Source organism: Pseudoxanthomonas sp. GW2, assembly GCF_000283075.1.
Classification (GTDB): domain Bacteria; phylum Pseudomonadota; class Gammaproteobacteria; order Xanthomonadales; family Xanthomonadaceae; genus Pseudoxanthomonas.
In genome coordinates this window covers 1-15,419 of the sequence record NZ_ALIP01000119.1, presented here as the reverse complement: position 1 = coordinate 15,419, position 15,419 = coordinate 1, and the positions used below count along the sequence as shown (strand labels likewise).

Annotated in this window: 16 protein-coding genes and 1 pseudogene; 10 read left to right on the top strand and 7 right to left on the bottom strand. The window is 72.3% G+C overall.

What is annotated here, in order from left to right:
• Both B351_RS16595 and B351_RS0109910 read right to left on the bottom strand, forming a co-directional pair.
• Positions 1-265: pseudogene (locus B351_RS16595) on the bottom strand (hypothetical protein); the annotation flags it as partial.
• A 7-nt stretch (positions 266-272) separates the two neighbouring features.
• The gene (locus B351_RS0109910; RefSeq protein ID WP_019398882.1) at positions 273-1,055 is read right to left on the bottom strand and encodes an enoyl-CoA hydratase/isomerase family protein; all 783 of its coding nucleotides are present in this window, start codon (positions 1,053-1,055) and stop codon (positions 273-275) included.
• Between the two features lie 169 nt (positions 1,056-1,224).
• On the opposite strand from B351_RS0109910, the gene B351_RS0109905 reads away from it, so the two are divergent.
• The 3 genes from B351_RS0109905 (at position 1,225) to B351_RS0109895 (ending at position 3,684) form a co-directional block, all read left to right on the top strand.
• Complete coding sequence (locus tag B351_RS0109905; protein WP_019398881.1) at positions 1,225-1,926, top strand: FKBP-type peptidyl-prolyl cis-trans isomerase N-terminal domain-containing protein; 702 nt, start codon at positions 1,225-1,227, stop codon at positions 1,924-1,926.
• An 82-nt stretch (positions 1,927-2,008) separates the two neighbouring features.
• Positions 2,009-2,818: a CoA pyrophosphatase gene (locus B351_RS0109900; RefSeq protein WP_083852429.1), complete on the top strand. Its 810-nt coding sequence runs from the start codon at positions 2,009-2,011 to the stop codon at positions 2,816-2,818.
• The gene (locus tag B351_RS0109895; protein ID WP_019398879.1) at positions 2,815-3,684 is read left to right on the top strand and encodes a sulfurtransferase; all 870 of its coding nucleotides are present in this window, start codon (positions 2,815-2,817) and stop codon (positions 3,682-3,684) included. Before B351_RS0109900 ends, B351_RS0109895 begins: the two co-directional genes overlap by 4 nt.
• Before the next feature lie 41 nt (positions 3,685-3,725).
• Here B351_RS0109895 and B351_RS0109890 read toward each other — a convergent pair whose 3' ends face one another.
• A complete protein-coding gene (locus B351_RS0109890) occupies positions 3,726-4,490 on the bottom strand; it encodes an SDR family NAD(P)-dependent oxidoreductase (RefSeq protein WP_019398878.1) in 765 nt (254 codons plus the stop codon).
• A 110-nt stretch (positions 4,491-4,600) separates the two neighbouring features.
• On the opposite strand from B351_RS0109890, the gene B351_RS0109885 reads away from it, so the two are divergent.
• Positions 4,601-5,515 carry a LysR family transcriptional regulator gene (locus tag B351_RS0109885; RefSeq protein WP_019398877.1) on the top strand — a complete coding sequence of 305 codons (915 nt, stop codon included), beginning with the start codon at positions 4,601-4,603 and terminating at the stop codon, positions 5,513-5,515.
• Positions 5,516-5,519: 4 nt separating this feature from the next.
• On the opposite strand, the gene B351_RS0109880 is transcribed toward B351_RS0109885, so the two are convergent.
• Positions 5,520-6,299 (bottom strand): enoyl-CoA hydratase/isomerase family protein, encoded by a 780-nt coding sequence (locus B351_RS0109880; protein ID WP_019398876.1) that lies wholly within the window; start codon positions 6,297-6,299, stop codon positions 5,520-5,522.
• A gap of 44 nt (positions 6,300-6,343) precedes the next feature.
• On the opposite strand from B351_RS0109880, the gene B351_RS17110 reads away from it, so the two are divergent.
• Positions 6,344-6,868 (top strand): copper chaperone PCu(A)C, encoded by a 525-nt coding sequence (locus B351_RS17110; RefSeq protein WP_019398875.1) that lies wholly within the window; start codon positions 6,344-6,346, stop codon positions 6,866-6,868.
• A gap of 65 nt (positions 6,869-6,933) precedes the next feature.
• A complete protein-coding gene (locus B351_RS0109870) occupies positions 6,934-7,827 on the top strand; it encodes a universal stress protein (RefSeq protein WP_019398874.1) in 894 nt (297 codons plus the stop codon).
• A gap of 78 nt (positions 7,828-7,905) precedes the next feature.
• On the opposite strand, the gene B351_RS0109865 is transcribed toward B351_RS0109870, so the two are convergent.
• Complete coding sequence (locus tag B351_RS0109865; protein ID WP_019398873.1) at positions 7,906-8,328, bottom strand: thioesterase family protein; 423 nt, start codon at positions 8,326-8,328, stop codon at positions 7,906-7,908.
• Entirely contained in the window at positions 8,325-11,264 is a 2,940-nt protein-coding gene (gene uvrA, locus B351_RS0109860) for an excinuclease ABC subunit UvrA (RefSeq protein WP_019398872.1), read from the bottom strand. The genes B351_RS0109865 and uvrA overlap by 4 nt, the downstream gene beginning before the upstream one ends.
• A 217-nt stretch (positions 11,265-11,481) precedes the next feature.
• On the opposite strand from uvrA, the gene rplU reads away from it, so the two are divergent.
• From rplU to cgtA, 3 genes are all read left to right on the top strand, one after another.
• Positions 11,482-11,790 (top strand): 50S ribosomal protein L21, encoded by a 309-nt coding sequence (gene rplU / locus B351_RS0109855; protein WP_019398871.1) that lies wholly within the window; start codon positions 11,482-11,484, stop codon positions 11,788-11,790.
• A gap of 19 nt (positions 11,791-11,809) precedes the next feature.
• A complete protein-coding gene (rpmA, locus tag B351_RS0109850) occupies positions 11,810-12,070 on the top strand; it encodes a 50S ribosomal protein L27 (RefSeq protein WP_019398870.1) in 261 nt (86 codons plus the stop codon).
• A gap of 151 nt (positions 12,071-12,221) precedes the next feature.
• On the top strand, positions 12,222-13,286 hold the full coding sequence (gene cgtA / locus B351_RS0109845; RefSeq protein WP_019398869.1) for an Obg family GTPase CgtA: 1,065 nt from the start codon (positions 12,222-12,224) through the stop codon (positions 13,284-13,286).
• Between the two features lie 106 nt (positions 13,287-13,392).
• Here cgtA and rpsT read toward each other — a convergent pair whose 3' ends face one another.
• Positions 13,393-13,665 (bottom strand): 30S ribosomal protein S20, encoded by a 273-nt coding sequence (rpsT, locus tag B351_RS0109840; protein ID WP_019398868.1) that lies wholly within the window; start codon positions 13,663-13,665, stop codon positions 13,393-13,395.
• Between the two features lie 131 nt (positions 13,666-13,796).
• On the opposite strand from rpsT, the gene murJ reads away from it, so the two are divergent.
• Entirely contained in the window at positions 13,797-15,413 is a 1,617-nt protein-coding gene (gene murJ, locus B351_RS0109835; RefSeq protein WP_019398867.1) for a murein biosynthesis integral membrane protein MurJ, read from the top strand.
• Positions 15,414-15,419 lie beyond the last annotated feature (6 nt).

Here is a 15,419-nt window from a genome sequence, read left to right as displayed (position 1 = left end):
GAACGGCCGCGGCGCGGCGCCGGGCCTCGCGCTCGGCGGCAATCCGCTCCAGCCGCGCGGCGCGCGCGCGGTGCCGCTCGCGCGCGGCCCAGGCCGTGCGCAGGCGCTGTTGCGCCGCAAGCAGCGGCGCGTCCTCCGCCGCGGCGGGCAAGGCGGGGTAGTCCATCAGCCCGGCCTGCAGCGCGGCGTCGAGGTCGCCATCGGCCAGCAGCGCGAGCAGGCGCGCGCGCTGCGCCTGGCGGGCCGGGTCCTGCATCGTCGCCATCGCCCGGTCAGCGGTTGCGGAACTGCGGGGTGCGCTTGCCGAGGAAGGCGGAGGTGCCCTCGCGCATGTCCTCGGTGGCGAACAGCAGGGCGAACTGCGCGGTCTCGAACTGCAGGCCTTCCTCGATCGCGCACTCGCCGCCGACCACCACCGCGTCCAGGACCGCGCGCAGCGCCAGCGGCGCGGCCGTGGCCAGGCTGCCGGCGAGGGTGGCGACCTCGGACTCGAGTTCCGCGGCCGGGACCACACGGTTCACCAGGCCCAGCTGAAGGGCGCGGGCGGCATCGATGGGCTTGCCGAGCAGGCACAGCTCCAGCGCCGCGGCGCGGCCGCACAGGCGCAGCAGGCGCTGGGTGCCGCCGAAGCCCGGGACCAGGCCCAGGTTGATTTCCGGCTGGCCCAGGCGCGCGCTGTCGGCGGCGATGCGCAGGTGGCAGGCCATGGCCAGTTCCAGGCCGCCGCCCAGGGCGTAGCCGTTGACCGCGGCGATCACCGGCTTGGGCATGCGCTCGATCCGGCGCATCAGGCGCTGGCCCAGCAGGGAGAACTCGCGTGCCTCGATCGGGCCGAGCTGGTTCATCTCGGCGATGTCGGCGCCGGCCACGAAGGCCTTGGGGCCGGCGCCGGTGAGTACCACCACGCGCACGGCGGTATCGGCCGACGCCGCGGCAAAGGCCGCGTCCAGCGCCTCCAGGGTCTGCCGGTCCAGGGCGTTGAGCCGCTCGGGACGGTCGATGGTGATGGTGCGGACGCCATCGGCGTCGCGGACGGTGACGGGACTGGACGCCATGGGGCTCCTTGTCGGTACGGTTCGGGAATGTGAAGGAAGCGGCGGAACTTCGCGGGTCCGCCACGGTCACAGGCCTGTCCCGCGCGCTCTGGCGCGGGCAACCAAGCGGCGGCTATCCTAGCGCGTCGAACACCCGGGGCCGACCGTCCCCCTTCCGGAGAAGAACTTGATGAAGTTGCGTCCGATCGCTGTCGCCCTTGCCGCCATGGCCGTGGCCGGCAGTGCCCTCGCCCAGGACACCACGTCCGAGAAGGGCAAGCTGAGCTACTACTTCGGCTATGACTACGGCAACAACCTTGCCGAACTGCAGGCCCGCGGCGAGCAGCTCGACGTCAATTCGGTGGTCAAGGGCCTGCAGGACGCCCTGGCCAAGAAGGAGCCGGCGATCACCGCCGAGCAGCTGCGCCCGGCCCTGGAAGCCTTCCAGAAGCGCGAGCAGGCCCGCATGCAGGAGGCCAAGGCCCAGTACGACAAGGCCGCCGCGGAGAACAAGACCCGCTCCGACCAGTTCATCGCCAGCTACAAGGGCCAGGCGGGCGTGAAGACCCTGCCCAGCGGCGTGGCCTACAAGGTGGTCGAGGCCGGCAACGGTGCCAAGCCGACCCAGGCCAGCACCGTGCAGCTGGAGGTTGCCGGTCCGTACCCCTACGGCCAGCGCCCGGAGCAGGCGCGCCCGGCACAGCAGATCCCGTCGATCAAGGTCAGCGAGGTCGAGATGGCAGCCATGCGCGAGGTCCTGCTGCAGATGCCGGCCGGCTCCAAGTGGGAAGTCGCCCTGCCGCCGGACAAGGCCTACGGCGCCGACCCGCGCACCGGCTTCCCGCCGAACGTGGCGGTGGTGTTCGAGATCAAGCTGGTGTCGGTCAAGTAATACGCGGCGGCCACCGCCGTCCGTGTTGCTGCGCCGGCTTCGTGCCGGCGCAGTCGTTTCCGGCCCTGCAGGATCCCGTGACGTGAGCGTTTACCCAGACCTGGCTACCGTTTCCAGCCCGTGCATCGGGCTGTGCCGCCTGGACCGCGACGGTCTGTGCGAAGGTTGCCTGCGCAGCGGCGAGGAAATCGGTGCCTGGAGCCGGATGGACGAGGGCCAGCGCCGGCGCCTGATGGAGGAGGTCTTGCAGCAGCGCCAGCGGCAACGCCAGGTCTTCGTGCAGCGCCTGCGCGAGCGGGACGGCCTGCAGCGGGTGCTGCACCCGTTGCGCCAGCCGCCGCGCGAGCAGGGCTGGAACCGCGACGAACTGGCCGACCTGCTCGGCCCGCATGCCCCGGCCGAGGCCGCGGTGCTGGTTGGCCTGGTCCCGCGCGTGGAGGGCACGCGGGTGCTGCTGACCCTGCGCACCGATGGCCTGCGCCACCATGGCGGCCAGGTCAGCTTCCCCGGCGGAAGGGTGGAGTCGGCGGACCGCGGCGTGCTGGCGGCGGCGCTGCGCGAGAGCCACGAGGAAATCGCGTTGCCGGTGTGCCAAGTCGCGCCGCTGGGCTACCTGGACCCGCTGCTGACCATCAGCGGCTTCCGCATCACCCCGGTGGTGGCGGCGGTCGACCCGGACTTCGTGCCGCGCCCGGAACCTGGCGAGGTGGCGCAGGTGTTCGAGGTGCCGCTGGACTACCTGATGGAGCCGGCGCGCCTGCGCCGGATCGACATGGACTACCGCGGACGCACCCGCACCGTGCTGGAGTACGACTGGCCGGAACAGCGCATCTGGGGCGCGACCGCGGCGATCCTGTACAACCTGAGGAGACGCCTGGAGGAGGGAAGATGAGCGGCATGCACTGGACCACCCTGGTGGACGTGCCCGCGCTGGCGGCGCGGCTGGACGACCCCGGCCTGCGCCTGCTCGACGCGCGCGCGGTGCTGGCCGATCCGCAGGCCGGCGCCGCCGCGTTCGCGGCCTCGCACCTGCCGCGCGCGCGCCACGCCGACCTGGACCGCGACCTGTCCGACCACGACGTGCAGGGCGAAGGCCGGCATCCGCTGCCGCGCGCGGAGGATTTCGCCCGGCGCGTGGGCGCCTGGGGCATCGGCCCGGAGCACCAGGTGGTGGTCTACGACGCCGGCGACGGCAGCATGGCCGCGGCACGCGCCTGGTGGCTGCTGCGCCTGCTGGGCCATGCCCGGGTGGCGGTGCTGGACGGCGGCCTGGCCGCCTGGCGCGCTGCCGGCCTGCCCGAATCCGGCGATGGCGCCGGAGCGCCGGCGCCGCTGCCGCCGTATCCCTCGCCCGGTTACGACCAGGCCCGCATCGCCACCGCGGCGGACGGGCTGCAGCGGTTGGGCGAGCCGGCCGGCTGGCTGCTGGACGCGCGCGGTGCCGAGCGCTTCCGCGGCGAGGTCGAACCGATCGATCCGGTCGCCGGCCACGTGCCCGGCGCGGTCAACCGTCCCTTCACCCTGAACCTGCGCGATGGCCGCTTCCGCCCCGCGCAGGAACTGCGCGCCGAGCTGGAGCCGCTGCTGCATGGCTGGGCGCCGCCGGATGCGGTGCTGATGTGCGGCTCCGGCGTCACCGCCTGCCACTTGCTGCTGGCGATGGAGCACGCCGGGCTGTCCGGCGCGCGGGTCTACGCCGGGTCCTGGAGCGGCTGGATCGCCGATCCCTCGCGCCCGGTGGCGCGCAGCGCCCAGTAGGCCACCCGGCGGGCCGCAGCCCGCCGGGCCGGCATCCGGGCTCAGAGCAGCATGCCGCCGGAGGCCTCGATGCGCTGGCCGTTGATCCAGGCCGTGCCCGGGCCCAGCAGCGCGGCCACCGCGCCGCCGATGTCGTCCGGCTGGCCGACGCGTCCCAGCGGGGTCTGCGAGGCGACCCAGGCATTGAGCTGGCGGTCGTCGCGCAGGCGGCCGCCGCCGAAGTCGGTCTCGATCGCGCCCGGGGCCAGGGTGTTGACGCTGATCCGGCGCTCGCCAAGTTCGCGTGCCAGGTAGCGGGTCAGCACCTCCACCGCGCCCTTCATCGAGCCGTAGGCCGAAGTGCCGGGCATGCTGAAGCGGGCCAGGCCGCTGGAGATGTTGAGGATGCGGCCGCCGTCGGCAAGCAGCGGCAGCAGGGCCTGGGTCAGCAGGTACGGGCCCTTGAAGTGGATCCGGTACATCTCGTCCAGCTGCGCCTCGGTGGTCTCGGCGAAGGGCACGTGCAGGCCTGTGCCGGCGTTGTTGACCAGGTGCTCGAACCGCTGCCGGCCCCAGCCGGCCAGCACCTCGCGCACGCGTCCGGCGAAGGCCGCGAAGCTGCCGCTGTCGGCCACGTCCAGCGGCAGCACCGCGACCCGGCGCCCGAGCGCCTGCAGCTCGGCGGCGACGGCTTCGGCCTCGGCGGCCTTGCTGCGGTAGGTGAGGATCAGGTCGTGGCCGGCGCGGGCCAGGTGGATGGCGGCGTTGCGGCCGAGGCCGCGGCTGCCGCCGGTGATCAGGGTGACGGGGGAGGCGGGGGTATCCATGGCGAGGCTCCGTGCGTGGGGAGGAATGGGACACGCACAGGCTATTGGTGCCAGATTGGCTGATAAACTCGGCTCATCCGATTTCTTTGTTCGCCTGTGGTGAACAGTCCATGGACCAGCTCGAGTATTACCGCATCTTCCTCCGCGTCGCCGAACTTGGCGGCTTCACCCGCGCCGCCGACAGCCTGGGCCTGCCCAAGGCCAGCGTGTCCACCGCGGTGCGCCGGCTGGAGGCGGAGCTGGGCACCCAGCTGTTCCACCGCACCACGCGGCGGGTACAGCTGACCGGCGACGGCGCGCTGTTCCTGGAGCGCTGCCGCGACTTCCTCGGCGAGGCCGAGGAGCTGCAAAGCATGTTCCGGCGCGAGCCGCAGCAGCTCAGCGGCCGGGTGCGGATCGGCATGTCCGGCGGCATGGCCCGGCAGCTGGTGCTGCCGCGGCTGGGGGCGTTCCTGGAGGCGCACCCGGGGCTGCAGATCGAGCTGGGCGCCGGCGAGCGCCGGGTCGACGTGGTGCGCGAGGGCGATGACTGCGTGGTGCGTACCGGTGACGTCGTCGATCCGAGCCTGGTCGCGCGGCGCCTGGGCCTGGCGCCGGTGGTCACCTGCGCCAGTCCGGCCTACCTGGAGCGCCACGGCATGCCGCGCACGCTGGAGGACCTGGCCTCCCACCGCCTGGTGCAGTTCGCGGTGGCCTTCGGCCAGAAGCCGGAGGGGTTCGAGTACCCGCTGCCCGGCGGCGGCCATGCCAGCCTGGAGCTGCCGGGTGCGGTCATCGTGGACAACGGCGAGGCCTATGTCGGCGCGGCCCTGGCCGGGCTGGGCCTGATCCAGCTGCCGCGCTTCGGCGTGCGCGAGGCGCTGGCCGACGGCCGCCTGGTCGAGGTGCTGCCGCAGCTGCCGGCCGCGCCGATGCCGGTCAGCCTGCTGTATCCGCTGCAGCGGCACATGCCGCGCCGGGTGCGCGAGGTGATGGACTGGCTGGCCCAGGTGCTGGCCGAGCACCTGGAGCCGTGGCCGGGCTGAGCGCTCAGGCCTTGCCGAGCTTCGCCAGCAGGGCGCGCAGGCCGGCCTGGGTGTCCGGCTCGTACCAGCCGTCGACGAAGCGGTCCAGGTGCAGGTGGTCCGGGTCCAGCGCGCGCACCAGGTCGGCGCGGGCCAGGGCGCGGGTCTGCAGCATCGGCGCGCGCGGCAGGCGCAGCAGCGGCTCCAGCCAGGCCAGGGCGCGCGGCACCACTTCCTCCACCGCGACCAGCTCGTCGACCAGGCCGATGCGCAGCGCTTCCTGGTCCGGAACCATGGCCCCGGCGACCAGCAGGCGCTCGGCGCGGTGGTGGCCGACCACCCGCCGCATCAGCTGCTGCGCGCCATCGGGCACGGCCAGGCCGACCTGGGTCTCGTTCATGCCGATGGCGAACGGTCTGGCTGGATCCGGCGAGCGCGCCATGATCCGGTAGTCGCAGCACAGCGACAGCACGCAGCCGCCGGCCGGTGCATGTCCGGTGACCGCCGCCACCACCGGGATGCGCAACCCGGCCAGCGCGCGCGCCGCGCCGAAAAACGCGCCCCAGGCCGCCTGCAGGGCGTGGCGGTCCTCGCCCAGCGACATCAGGTAGGGCACGTCCAGGCCGGCGGAGAACATGCCCGGCGCGCCGGACACCACCACCGCGTCCATGTCCTCGGCCACCGCGGTCTCCAGGCCGGCGATCAGCGCCCGGCACAACGCCGGATCCAGCGCGTTGACCGGCGGGCGCGCCAGGCGCAGTTCGCGGATGCGGCCGTGGTCGATGGTCTGCACGAAGGCGTTCATGGGCGGTCCGGTGGCATGCGTATGGGGCGGCTATGATAGGGGCCATGGACATCCGACGACTGCTCCCGATCGCCATCGCGGCCGCCTTGGCCGCGCTCCCCGCCGCCACCCGCGCCGCCACCCGCGCCGCCACGCCCGCATCGGACGATGCGAAGGCCGCTTGCGTGGTGATGGAGGACGGCTGGATCCGGCTGTCGCCGGTGCCGCAGCCGCGCATGCTGGCCGGCTTCGGCCGCATCGCCAACCACTGCGGCGAGGCGGTGGCGGTGGTCGGCGCACGCAGCCCGGCGTTCGCCGAGGTCAGCGTGCACGAGACCACCCAGGTCGACGGCCTCAGCCGCATGCGCGAGCTGGAGCGGCTGCCGCTGCCGGTGCACGGCGAGGCGGTGCTGCAGCCGGGCGGCCTGCACCTGATGCTGATGCAGCCGGGCAAGGCCCTGGCCGAGGGCGAGCGCGTGCCGCTGGTGCTGCTGCTGGCCGACGGCCGCGAGGTGCCGGTGGAGCTGGCCGTGCGCCGCGCCGCGCCCGGGCCGGCCGCGGCCGACCCGCACGCGCACCACCATCACTGAGCCGCCCCGCGCGGGGCGTGCCACATGGCTCCAGGCCCAAGCCGCGGCCTGAAGGGAGGGGAGGCATGAGCGAATCGAAGGGCTGGCCACGTTCGATCCTGCTGGCCAGCGACCTGGACGCGCGCAGCGACCGCGCGCTGGACCGCGCGCTGCAGCTGGCCCGGGCCTGGGACGCGCGCCTGGTGGTGGCCAACGTGGTCGACGCCAACGCGGTCGAGGCCCACGCCATGCTGGTCCGCGATCCGCCGGACTGGTACCGCGGCAGCGACCCGGTGCACGCGGCGGAGAAGCAGCTGCGCGACGACGCGGCCGCGCGCGGCGTCGACGTTACCTTGCGGGTCGAGCAGGGCGGCCGGGTCGCCGAGCGCCTGCTGGAAGTGGCGCACGAGGAAGGCTGCGGCCTGGTGGTCACCGGCGTCGCCCGGCAGGAGCCGTTGGGCCGGCTGGTGCTGGGTTCGACCGTGGACCAGCTGGCGCGGCGCTCGCCCTTGCCGGTGCTGGTGGTGCGCCGGCGCACGCACGGGCCGTACCGGCGCATGGCCGTGGCCAGCGACTGGTCGGCGGCCTCGGCGCATGCGTTCCGCACCGCGGCGGCGCTGTTCCCGGATGCCGCGATCAGCGTGCTGCACGGCTACGAGGCGCCGCTGGCCGGGCTGGCCGACGCCGCCCGCGACCAACTGCGGGCCGCCGCGCGCAGCCGCGCCGAAGCCGAGGGCCGGGCCTTCATCGCCGCGTGCGAGCCGCCCGGCGGCGCCAGCGCGGTCAGCCTGGTGGCCGAGCGCGGCGACCCGTCCCTGCTGCTGCGGCTGTACGCCGCGCAGTTCCCGGTCGACCTGGCGGTGGTCGCCTCGCGCGGGCGCAGCGCGATGGCCGACGTGCTGCTGGGCAGCGTGGCCCAGCGCCTGCTCGAGACCTCGCCGGTGGACATGCTGGTGGTGCGCGACCCGGGCGCGCGCTGAGGCCCGCCGCGCCCGGCAGGCGCGGCGTTCCCGGAAAACGAAGGCGGAGCCGGCGCCCGGCCGGCGCCGGACAGGCGGTCAGGCCGCGGCGGCGCGGATCGCGTCCGGCAGCGGCGCGCTGCGGCCGGTCTGGGTGTCCATCCAGACCACCACCACGTTGCCGTCCGAGTACAGGATGCGCTCGTCCTTCTGGTCGAGGATGCGGTGGCCGATGGTGACGCTGCTGTTGCCCAGGCGCTCGACGAACAGCTCCACGACGATGTCGTTGGGCCACACGATCGGCGCGCGGTAGTTGACGTTGGTGGCGGCCACGACCGGGGCGATGCGGTCGCTCATGGACACGCCCGGCACGCCCTGCATCCAGCGCACGCGCGCTTCTTCCAGGTAGGACACGTACTTGGCGTTGTTGACGTGGCCCATGGCGTCCATGTCGCGCCAGCGCACGCTGATCGGCACGCGCGCCAGCAGGCGCGGCTGCGGGGTGGGGGAGGTTGCGGTCATGCGGTCCTGCTCTTGGTTTTCCTTGCCGGGGCCTTCTTTGCCGCGCTCTTGCGCGGCGGCAGCACCGGATCCTTCGCCACGGCGGCGGGCTTGCTGCCGCGCGGCGTCTTCGTTTCCGGCAGCAGCTTGGCCAGGAAGCGGCCGGTGTGCGAGGCCGGGTTGGCGGCGATCTCCTCCGGCGTGCCGGTGGCGATGATCTGGCCGCCGCGGTGGCCGCCCTCCGGACCGAGGTCCACGATCCAGTCGGCGGTCTTGATCACGTCCAGGTTGTGCTCGATCACCACCACGGTGTTGCCCTCGTCGCGCAGCCGGTGCAGCACGCCCAGCAGGTGCTCGATGTCGTGGAAGTGCAGGCCGGTGGTCGGCTCGTCGAGGATGTACAGGGTGCGGCCGGTATCGCGCCGCGACAGCTCCTTGGACAGCTTCACGCGCTGCGCCTCGCCGCCGGACAGGGTGGTCGCGCTCTGGCCGAGCTTGACGTAGCTCAGGCCCACGTCGACCAGGGTCTCCAGCTTGCGGGCGATGGGCGGGACGTTCTCGAACAGCCGCAGCGCGTCCTCGACCGTCATCTCCAGCACGTCGTGGATGCTGTGGCCCTTGTACAGGATGTCCAGGGTCTCGCGGTTGTAGCGCTTGCCGCCGCACACGTCGCAGGGCACGTACACGTCCGGCAGGAAGTGCATCTCGACCTTGATCAGGCCGTCGCCCTGGCAGGCCTCGCAGCGGCCGCCGCGCACGTTGAAGCTGAAGCGGCCCGGCGAGTAGCCGCGTGCGCGCGCCTCCGGCACCTGCGCGAACAGCTCGCGCAGCGGGGTGAACAGGCCGGTGTAGGTGGCCGGGTTGGAGCGCGGGGTGCGGCCGATCGGGGACTGGTCGATGTCGACGATCTTGTCGAACAGGTCAAGGCCCTCGACCTCGCGGTACGGCGCCACCGGGTGCGAGGCGCCGTTGATCTCGTTGGCCGCCAGCGCGAACAGGGTGTCGTTGATCAGGGTCGACTTGCCCGAGCCGGACACGCCGGTGACGCAGGTGAACAGCCCGGCCGGGATCTCCAGGTCGACGTCCTTGAGGTTGTTGCCGCTGGCGCCGTACAGGCGCAGGGTCATCTTCGGGTTCGGCTTGTGGCGCCTGGCCGGCACCTCGATCCTGCGCTTTCCGGACAGGTACTGGCCGGTCAGCGAGCGCGGCGAGCGCACCAGGTCCTCCAGGGTGCCCTGGCCGACCACCTCGCCGCCGTGCACGCCGGCGCCGGGGCCGATGTCCAGCACGTGGTCGGCGGCGCGGATCGCATCCTCGTCGTGCTCGACCACGATCACCGTGTTGCCCAGGTCGCGCAGGCGGGTGAGGGTGCCCAGCAGGCGCTCGTTGTCGCGCTGGTGCAGGCCGATGGAGGGCTCGTCGAGCACGTACATCACGCCCACCAGGCCGGCGCCGATCTGGCTGGCCAGGCGGATGCGCTGGGCCTCGCCGCCGGACAGGGTGTCTGCCTTGCGCTCCAGGGTCAGGTAGTCCAGGCCGACGTCGACCAGGAAGCCCAGCCGCTCGTTGATCTCCTTGACGATCTTGGCCGCGATCTCGCCGCGCCAGCCCGGCAGCTTCAGGTCGCGGAAGAAGGCCAGGGCCTCGTCGATCGGCATCACCACCAGCTCGGGCAGGGCGCGGTCGGCGACGAACACGTTGCGCGCGGCCCGGTTGAGCCGGGCGCCGCCGCACTCGGGACAGGCGCGCTCGGAGATGTACTTGCCCAGCTCCTCCTGCACCGCCGCCGACTCGGTCTCGCGGTAGCGGCGCTCGAGGTTGTTGATGATGCCCTCGAAGCGGTGCTTGCGCTGGGTGCGGCCGCCGGCCTCGGTGAGGTAGGTGAAGGTGATCACCTCGTCGCCGCTGCCGTACAGGATCGCCTGCTGCACGTGCTCGGGCAGCTGGTTCCACGGGGTGTCCGGGTCGAAGCGGTAGTGCCTGGCCAGCGAGTTGATCAGCTGGAAGTAGTAGGCGTTGCGGCGGTCCCAGCCGCGCACCGCGCCGGCGGCCAGCGACAGCTCCGGGTGCGCGACCACCCGTGCCGGGTCGAAGAACTCGGCCATGCCCAGGCCGTCGCAGGATGGGCAGGCGCCCATCGGCGCGTTGAACGAGAACAGCCGCGGCTCCAGGTCCGGCAGCGAGTAGTCGCACACCGGGCAGGAGTACTTGGACGAGAACAGCTGCGGCGGCGCGTCCGGGTTGTCCAGCGACATGACCATGGCCATGCCGTCGCCCAGCTTGAGCGCGGTCTCGAACGACTCGGCCAGGCGCTGCTTGATGTCCTCGCGCGGGCGGAAGCGGTCGATCACCGCCTCGATGGTGTGCTTCTGGCGCAGGGCCAGGGCCGGCACCGCGTCGATCTCGTGCAGGGTGCCGTCGACCCGCACCCGGACGAAGCCCTGGGCGCGCAGCTGCTCGAATACCTGCACGTGCTCGCCCTTGCGCTCGCGCACCACCGGGGCCAGCAGCATCCAGCGCTGCTCCGGGTCCAGGGCCAGCACCTGGTCGACCATCTGGCCCACGGTCTGGGCCTCCAGCGGGTAGCCGTGGTCCGGGCAGCGCGGGATGCCCACCCGCGCGTACAGCAGGCGCAGGTAGTCGTAGATCTCGGTGATGGTGCCGACGGTCGAGCGCGGGTTGTGCGAGGTCGACTTCTGCTCGATCGAGATGGCCGGGGACAGGCCCTCGATGTGGTCGACGTCCGGCTTCTCCATCACGCTGAGGAACTGCCGGGCGTAGGCCGAGAGCGACTCCACGTAGCGCCGCTGGCCCTCGGCGTAGATGGTGTCGAACGCCAGCGACGACTTGCCGGACCCGGACAGGCCGGTGATCACGATCAGCTTGTCGCGCGGCAGGTCGACGTCGATGTTCTTGAGGTTGTGGGTCCGCGCGCCGCGGATCTTGATGGCATCCATCAGTGGGGGCTCTGCGGAGGCAATGCGCCAGCGTAAGGGAACGCCCGATTTGGGGGCAACGGGCCGCGCCCGCAACCCGCCCGGCGGCGGGCCGGGGCCGCTGTTCAGGTCCATGGGGGTGGCTTGACCCGGGCCTGGCCGGACCCCTACAATTCCGCTTCTGTCCGCCCATCCGCGGGCAGGGTTGACCACAATAACAACAGAGGAATGCCTGGTCATGTACGCAGTTCTGGTAACCGGCGGTAAGCAGTACCGCGTGGCGCAGGGCGAGAAGCTCCGCGTCGAGAAGCTCGAGGCCGAGGCCGGCTCCGAGATCAAGTTCGACAACATCCTGCTGCTGGGCGACAGCGACGGGATCAAGGTCGGTGACGCCCTCAAGGGCGCGAGCGTGACCGCGAAGGTCGTCGGCCACGGCCGCGCCGACAAGGTCAAGATCATCAAGTTCCGCCGCCGCAAGCACCACATGAAGCGGCAGGGCCACCGCCAGCACTACACCGAAATCGAAATCACCGGCATCGCCGGCTAATCAGTAGGGAGATCCCGTCATGGCACACAAAAAGGGCGTAGGCTCCTCGCGCAACGGCCGCGATTCCAATCCGAAGTACCTGGGCGTGAAGGTGTTCGGCGGCCAGGCCGTCGAAGCCGGCAACATCATCGTCCGCCAGCGCGGCACCCAGTTCCACCCGGGCGCCGGCGTCGGCCTGGGCCGCGACCACACGCTGTTCGCGCTGGTCGACGGCAAGGTCCAGTTCACGACCAAGGGTCCGGCCAAGCGCCGCACCGTCAGCGTCGTCGCTGAAGCCTGATTGCTGGCCGCGCCTGGCGCGGCCGGACCGCACGGCAGGCCCCGCTTAGGCGGGGCTTTCCGTTTCTGGGGCACCCGCGGCCCGCGCCGGGCCGGGCCGGGCCGGCTAGACTGTGCCCCGTCGCATTCCCCCTCCCGAGTCCTGCTGCCCCATGAAACTGGTCGACGAAGCTGAAATCGAGGTGATCGCCGGCAATGGCGGCAACGGATGCGTCGGCTTCCGCCGCGAGAAGTTCATCCCGCTGGGCGGTCCGGACGGCGGCGACGGCGGCGATGGCGGCAGCGTCTGGCTGGTCGCCGACGAGAACCTCAACACCCTGGTCGACTTCCGCCACGAGCGCCGCTTCCGCGCCCAGCGCGGGCAGAACGGCATGGGCCGGCAGATGTACGGCAAGGGCGGCGAGGACCTGTTCATCACCGTCCCGGTCGGCACCGTGGTGACCAACGTCGAGACCGACGAGGTCATCGGCGACCTGACCGCGCACGGCCAGCGCCTGCTGGTGGCCCGCGGCGGCAAGGGCGGCCTGGGCAACATGCACTTCAAGAGCTCGACCAACCGCGCCCCGCGCCAGGCGACCCCGGGCGAGCCGGGCGAGCAGCGCACGCTGAAGCTGGAGCTGAAGCTGCTGGCCGACGTCGGCCTGCTGGGCTTCCCCAATGCCGGCAAGAGCACCTTCGTGCGCGCGGTCTCCGCCGCCACCCCGAAGGTGGCGGATTATCCGTTCACCACTCTCTATCCGAACCTGGGCGTGGTCAGCGTCGAGCCGCACCGCAGCTTCGTGATCGCCGACATCCCGGGCCTGATCGAGGGCGCCGCCGACGGCGCCGGCCTCGGCGCGCAGTTCCTGCGCCACCTGCAGCGCACCCGCCTGCTCCTGCACCTGGTCGACATCGCGCCGATGGACGGCTACGAGGGCGTGGAGGTCATGTCCCCGGTCGACCAGGTGCGCGCGATCGAGCGCGAACTGGAGCGGCACGATCCCGGGCTGCTGGCCAAGCCGCGCTGGCTGGTGCTGAACAAGGCCGACCTGATGTTCGAGGACGAGGCCCGCGAGCGTGCGCAGGCCATCGTCGCCGAGCTGGGCTGGACCCAGCCCTGGTTCCTGGTCTCGGCCCTGGGCCGCGAGGGCACCTGGCCGATCATGCAGCAGGTGATGGGTTTCCTGGACCGGCAGCGCCACGCTGAAGCCGAGGCCGATGAAGATGCATCGGCCTGAGTCTGGATTCCGCGCAACGAAAAACCCGGCCGAAGCCGGGTTTTTCGTATGCCTGGCTGGCGCGGAAGGGCCGGCGCGCGCTGCGCGGCCCGCCCTCCGCCAGGGATCAGGCGGCGGCCTTGATGGCCTTGATGCGCGCGGTCAGGCGGCTCTTGTGACGGGCGGCCTTGTTCTTGTGGATCAGGCCGCGGGCGCTGAAGCGGTCCAGCAGCGGCTGGGCGATGGCGAAGGCGGCCTCGGCGCCGGCGGCGTCGTTGGCGTCCAGGGCCTTGAGGACCTTCTTGACGGCGGTGCGGAGCTGCGAGCGCTGGGCGGTGTTGCGCGCGTTGCGCACGACCGTCTGCTTGGCGCGCTTCTTGGCGGACTTGATGTTGGCCACGGCGGTGGATTCCTGAAAAACGGGTACGAAAACGGTATGGTGGAGTACAGCGAACGCGAAATTATGGTTTATTCAAGGGCTTGGGTCAACCGTTGTGGTCGGCCCGCCGTAGACGGCCCGGAGGCCGGTCGATGAGCGGCTCCCGCCTGTTGCGTTCCGCGTCACTGTTCAGCTCCCTGACCTTCGTCTCCCGGGTGTCGGGCCTGGTGCGCGACCAGGTCTACGCCATCGTGTTCGGCGCCAGCCCGGCAATGGACGCGTTCATCGCCGCGTTCCGCATCCCCAATTTCATGCGCCGGCTCTCGGCCGAGGGCTCGTTCTCGATGGCCTTCGTGCCGGTGCTGGCCGAGTACAAGGAGAAGTACGGCGCCGACGCGGTCCGTGCCCTGGTCGACCGCGTGACCGGTGCCCTGCTGGCCGCCCTGCTGGTGCTGGTGGCCGCGGTCCTGCTGTTCGCGCCCTGGGTGGGGCGGCTGCTGGTCCCGGGATTCGTCGAGGAGCCGGAGACCTACGCGCTGTTCGTGGAGATGCTGCGCATCACCTTCCCGTACGCGCTGTTCATCTCCCTGGCCTCGCTGGCCGGCGGCATCCTCAACACCTGGCAGCGCTTCGGCGTGCCGGCCCTGTCGCCGGTGCTGCTGAACCTGGCGCTGATCGCCGCCGCGGTGGTCGGCGGGCACTGGCTGGGTGGTTCGGTGAAGGTGCTGGCCTGGGGCGTGCTGGTGGCCGGCATCCTGCAGCTGGCCTTCCACCTGCCGGCGCTGGCGCAGCTGGGGCTGCTGCCGCGGCCGCGCCTGGACCTGGCCCATGCCGGCGTGCGCCGGGTGATGACGCTGATGGTGCCGACCCTGTTCGGTTCCTCGGTGGTGCAGTTCAACCTGCTGATCAATACCCAGCTGGCCTCGCTGCTGGTCGGCGGCAGCATGACCTGGCTGTACTACAGCGACCGCCTGCTGGAGTTCCCGCTGGGCATGTTCGGGGTGGCGATCGGCACCGTGATCCTGCCGCACCTGTCCTCGCGCCACGCCAGCGCCGACCCGGACGGGTTCTCGCGCGGCCTGGACTGGGGCTTCCGCCTGTGCGTGCTGATCGGCGTGCCGGCCACCCTGGGCCTGGTGCTGTGCGCCCGGCCGCTGGTGGCCACCCTGTTCCAGTACGGCGAGTTCGGCGCGGAAGACGCGCGCATGAGCGCGCTGAGCCTGGTCGCGCAATCGCTGGCGGTGCCGGCCTTCCTGCTGGTGAAGGTGCTGGCCCCGGCCTTCTATTCGCGCCAGGACACCCGCTCCCCGGTGCGCGCGGCGGTGTTCGCGGTGCTGGTCAACGTCGCCAGCACCCTGCTGTTCTTCGCCCTCCTGCTGTACGCCACCGACACCGGCCGCCAGGCGCTGGCCGCCGCCGGCGGCAGCGCGGTGGCGGCCCTGGGCACGGTGCGCGGCGCCCATGCGCTGCTGGCGCTGGCGGTGGCGGTGGCCGGCTGGACCAATGCCCTGCAGCTGGCCTGGATGCTGCGCCGCGCCGGGGTCTACCGGCGCCAGCCCGGCTGGGGCCGCCTGCTGCTGCAGGTCGGCGCCGGTGCGCTGGCCCTGGCCGTGGTGGTGCTGGGACTGGGCTGGCTGTGGCCGGACTGGTCGGCCTGGGCCTGGTGGGAGCGCGCGTGGCGGCTGGCGGTGATGGTCGGCGCCGGCGCGGCGGCCTATGGCGCGCTGCTGCTGGCCCTGGGCCTGCGCCCGCGCGAGTTGCGCGGCTGAGGCGGG

What these genes read in the sequence shown, in the direction of transcription:
- B351_RS0109910 (WP_019398882.1), bottom strand. Translation starts at nt 1,055, where the DNA reads ATGGCGTCCAGTCCCGTCACCGTCCGCGACGCCGATGGCGTCCGCACC.
- cgtA (WP_019398869.1), top strand. Translation starts at nt 12,222, where the DNA reads ATGAAACTGGTCGACGAAGCTGAAATCGAGGTGATCGCCGGCAATGGC.
- B351_RS17110 (WP_019398875.1), top strand. Translation starts at nt 6,344, where the DNA reads ATGGACATCCGACGACTGCTCCCGATCGCCATCGCGGCCGCCTTGGCC.
- B351_RS0109895 (WP_019398879.1), top strand. Translation starts at nt 2,815, where the DNA reads ATGAGCGGCATGCACTGGACCACCCTGGTGGACGTGCCCGCGCTGGCG.
- B351_RS0109890 (WP_019398878.1), bottom strand. Translation starts at nt 4,490, where the DNA reads ATGGATACCCCCGCCTCCCCCGTCACCCTGATCACCGGCGGCAGCCGC.
- uvrA (WP_019398872.1), bottom strand. Translation starts at nt 11,264, where the DNA reads ATGGATGCCATCAAGATCCGCGGCGCGCGGACCCACAACCTCAAGAAC.
- rpmA (WP_019398870.1), top strand. Translation starts at nt 11,810, where the DNA reads ATGGCACACAAAAAGGGCGTAGGCTCCTCGCGCAACGGCCGCGATTCC.
- B351_RS0109865 (WP_019398873.1), bottom strand. Translation starts at nt 8,328, where the DNA reads ATGACCGCAACCTCCCCCACCCCGCAGCCGCGCCTGCTGGCGCGCGTG.
- murJ (WP_019398867.1), top strand. Translation starts at nt 13,797, where the DNA reads ATGAGCGGCTCCCGCCTGTTGCGTTCCGCGTCACTGTTCAGCTCCCTG.
- B351_RS0109885 (WP_019398877.1), top strand. Translation starts at nt 4,601, where the DNA reads ATGGACCAGCTCGAGTATTACCGCATCTTCCTCCGCGTCGCCGAACTT.
- B351_RS0109905 (WP_019398881.1), top strand. Translation starts at nt 1,225, where the DNA reads ATGAAGTTGCGTCCGATCGCTGTCGCCCTTGCCGCCATGGCCGTGGCC.
- B351_RS0109870 (WP_019398874.1), top strand. Translation starts at nt 6,934, where the DNA reads ATGAGCGAATCGAAGGGCTGGCCACGTTCGATCCTGCTGGCCAGCGAC.
- rplU (WP_019398871.1), top strand. Translation starts at nt 11,482, where the DNA reads ATGTACGCAGTTCTGGTAACCGGCGGTAAGCAGTACCGCGTGGCGCAG.
- B351_RS0109880 (WP_019398876.1), bottom strand. Translation starts at nt 6,299, where the DNA reads ATGAACGCCTTCGTGCAGACCATCGACCACGGCCGCATCCGCGAACTG.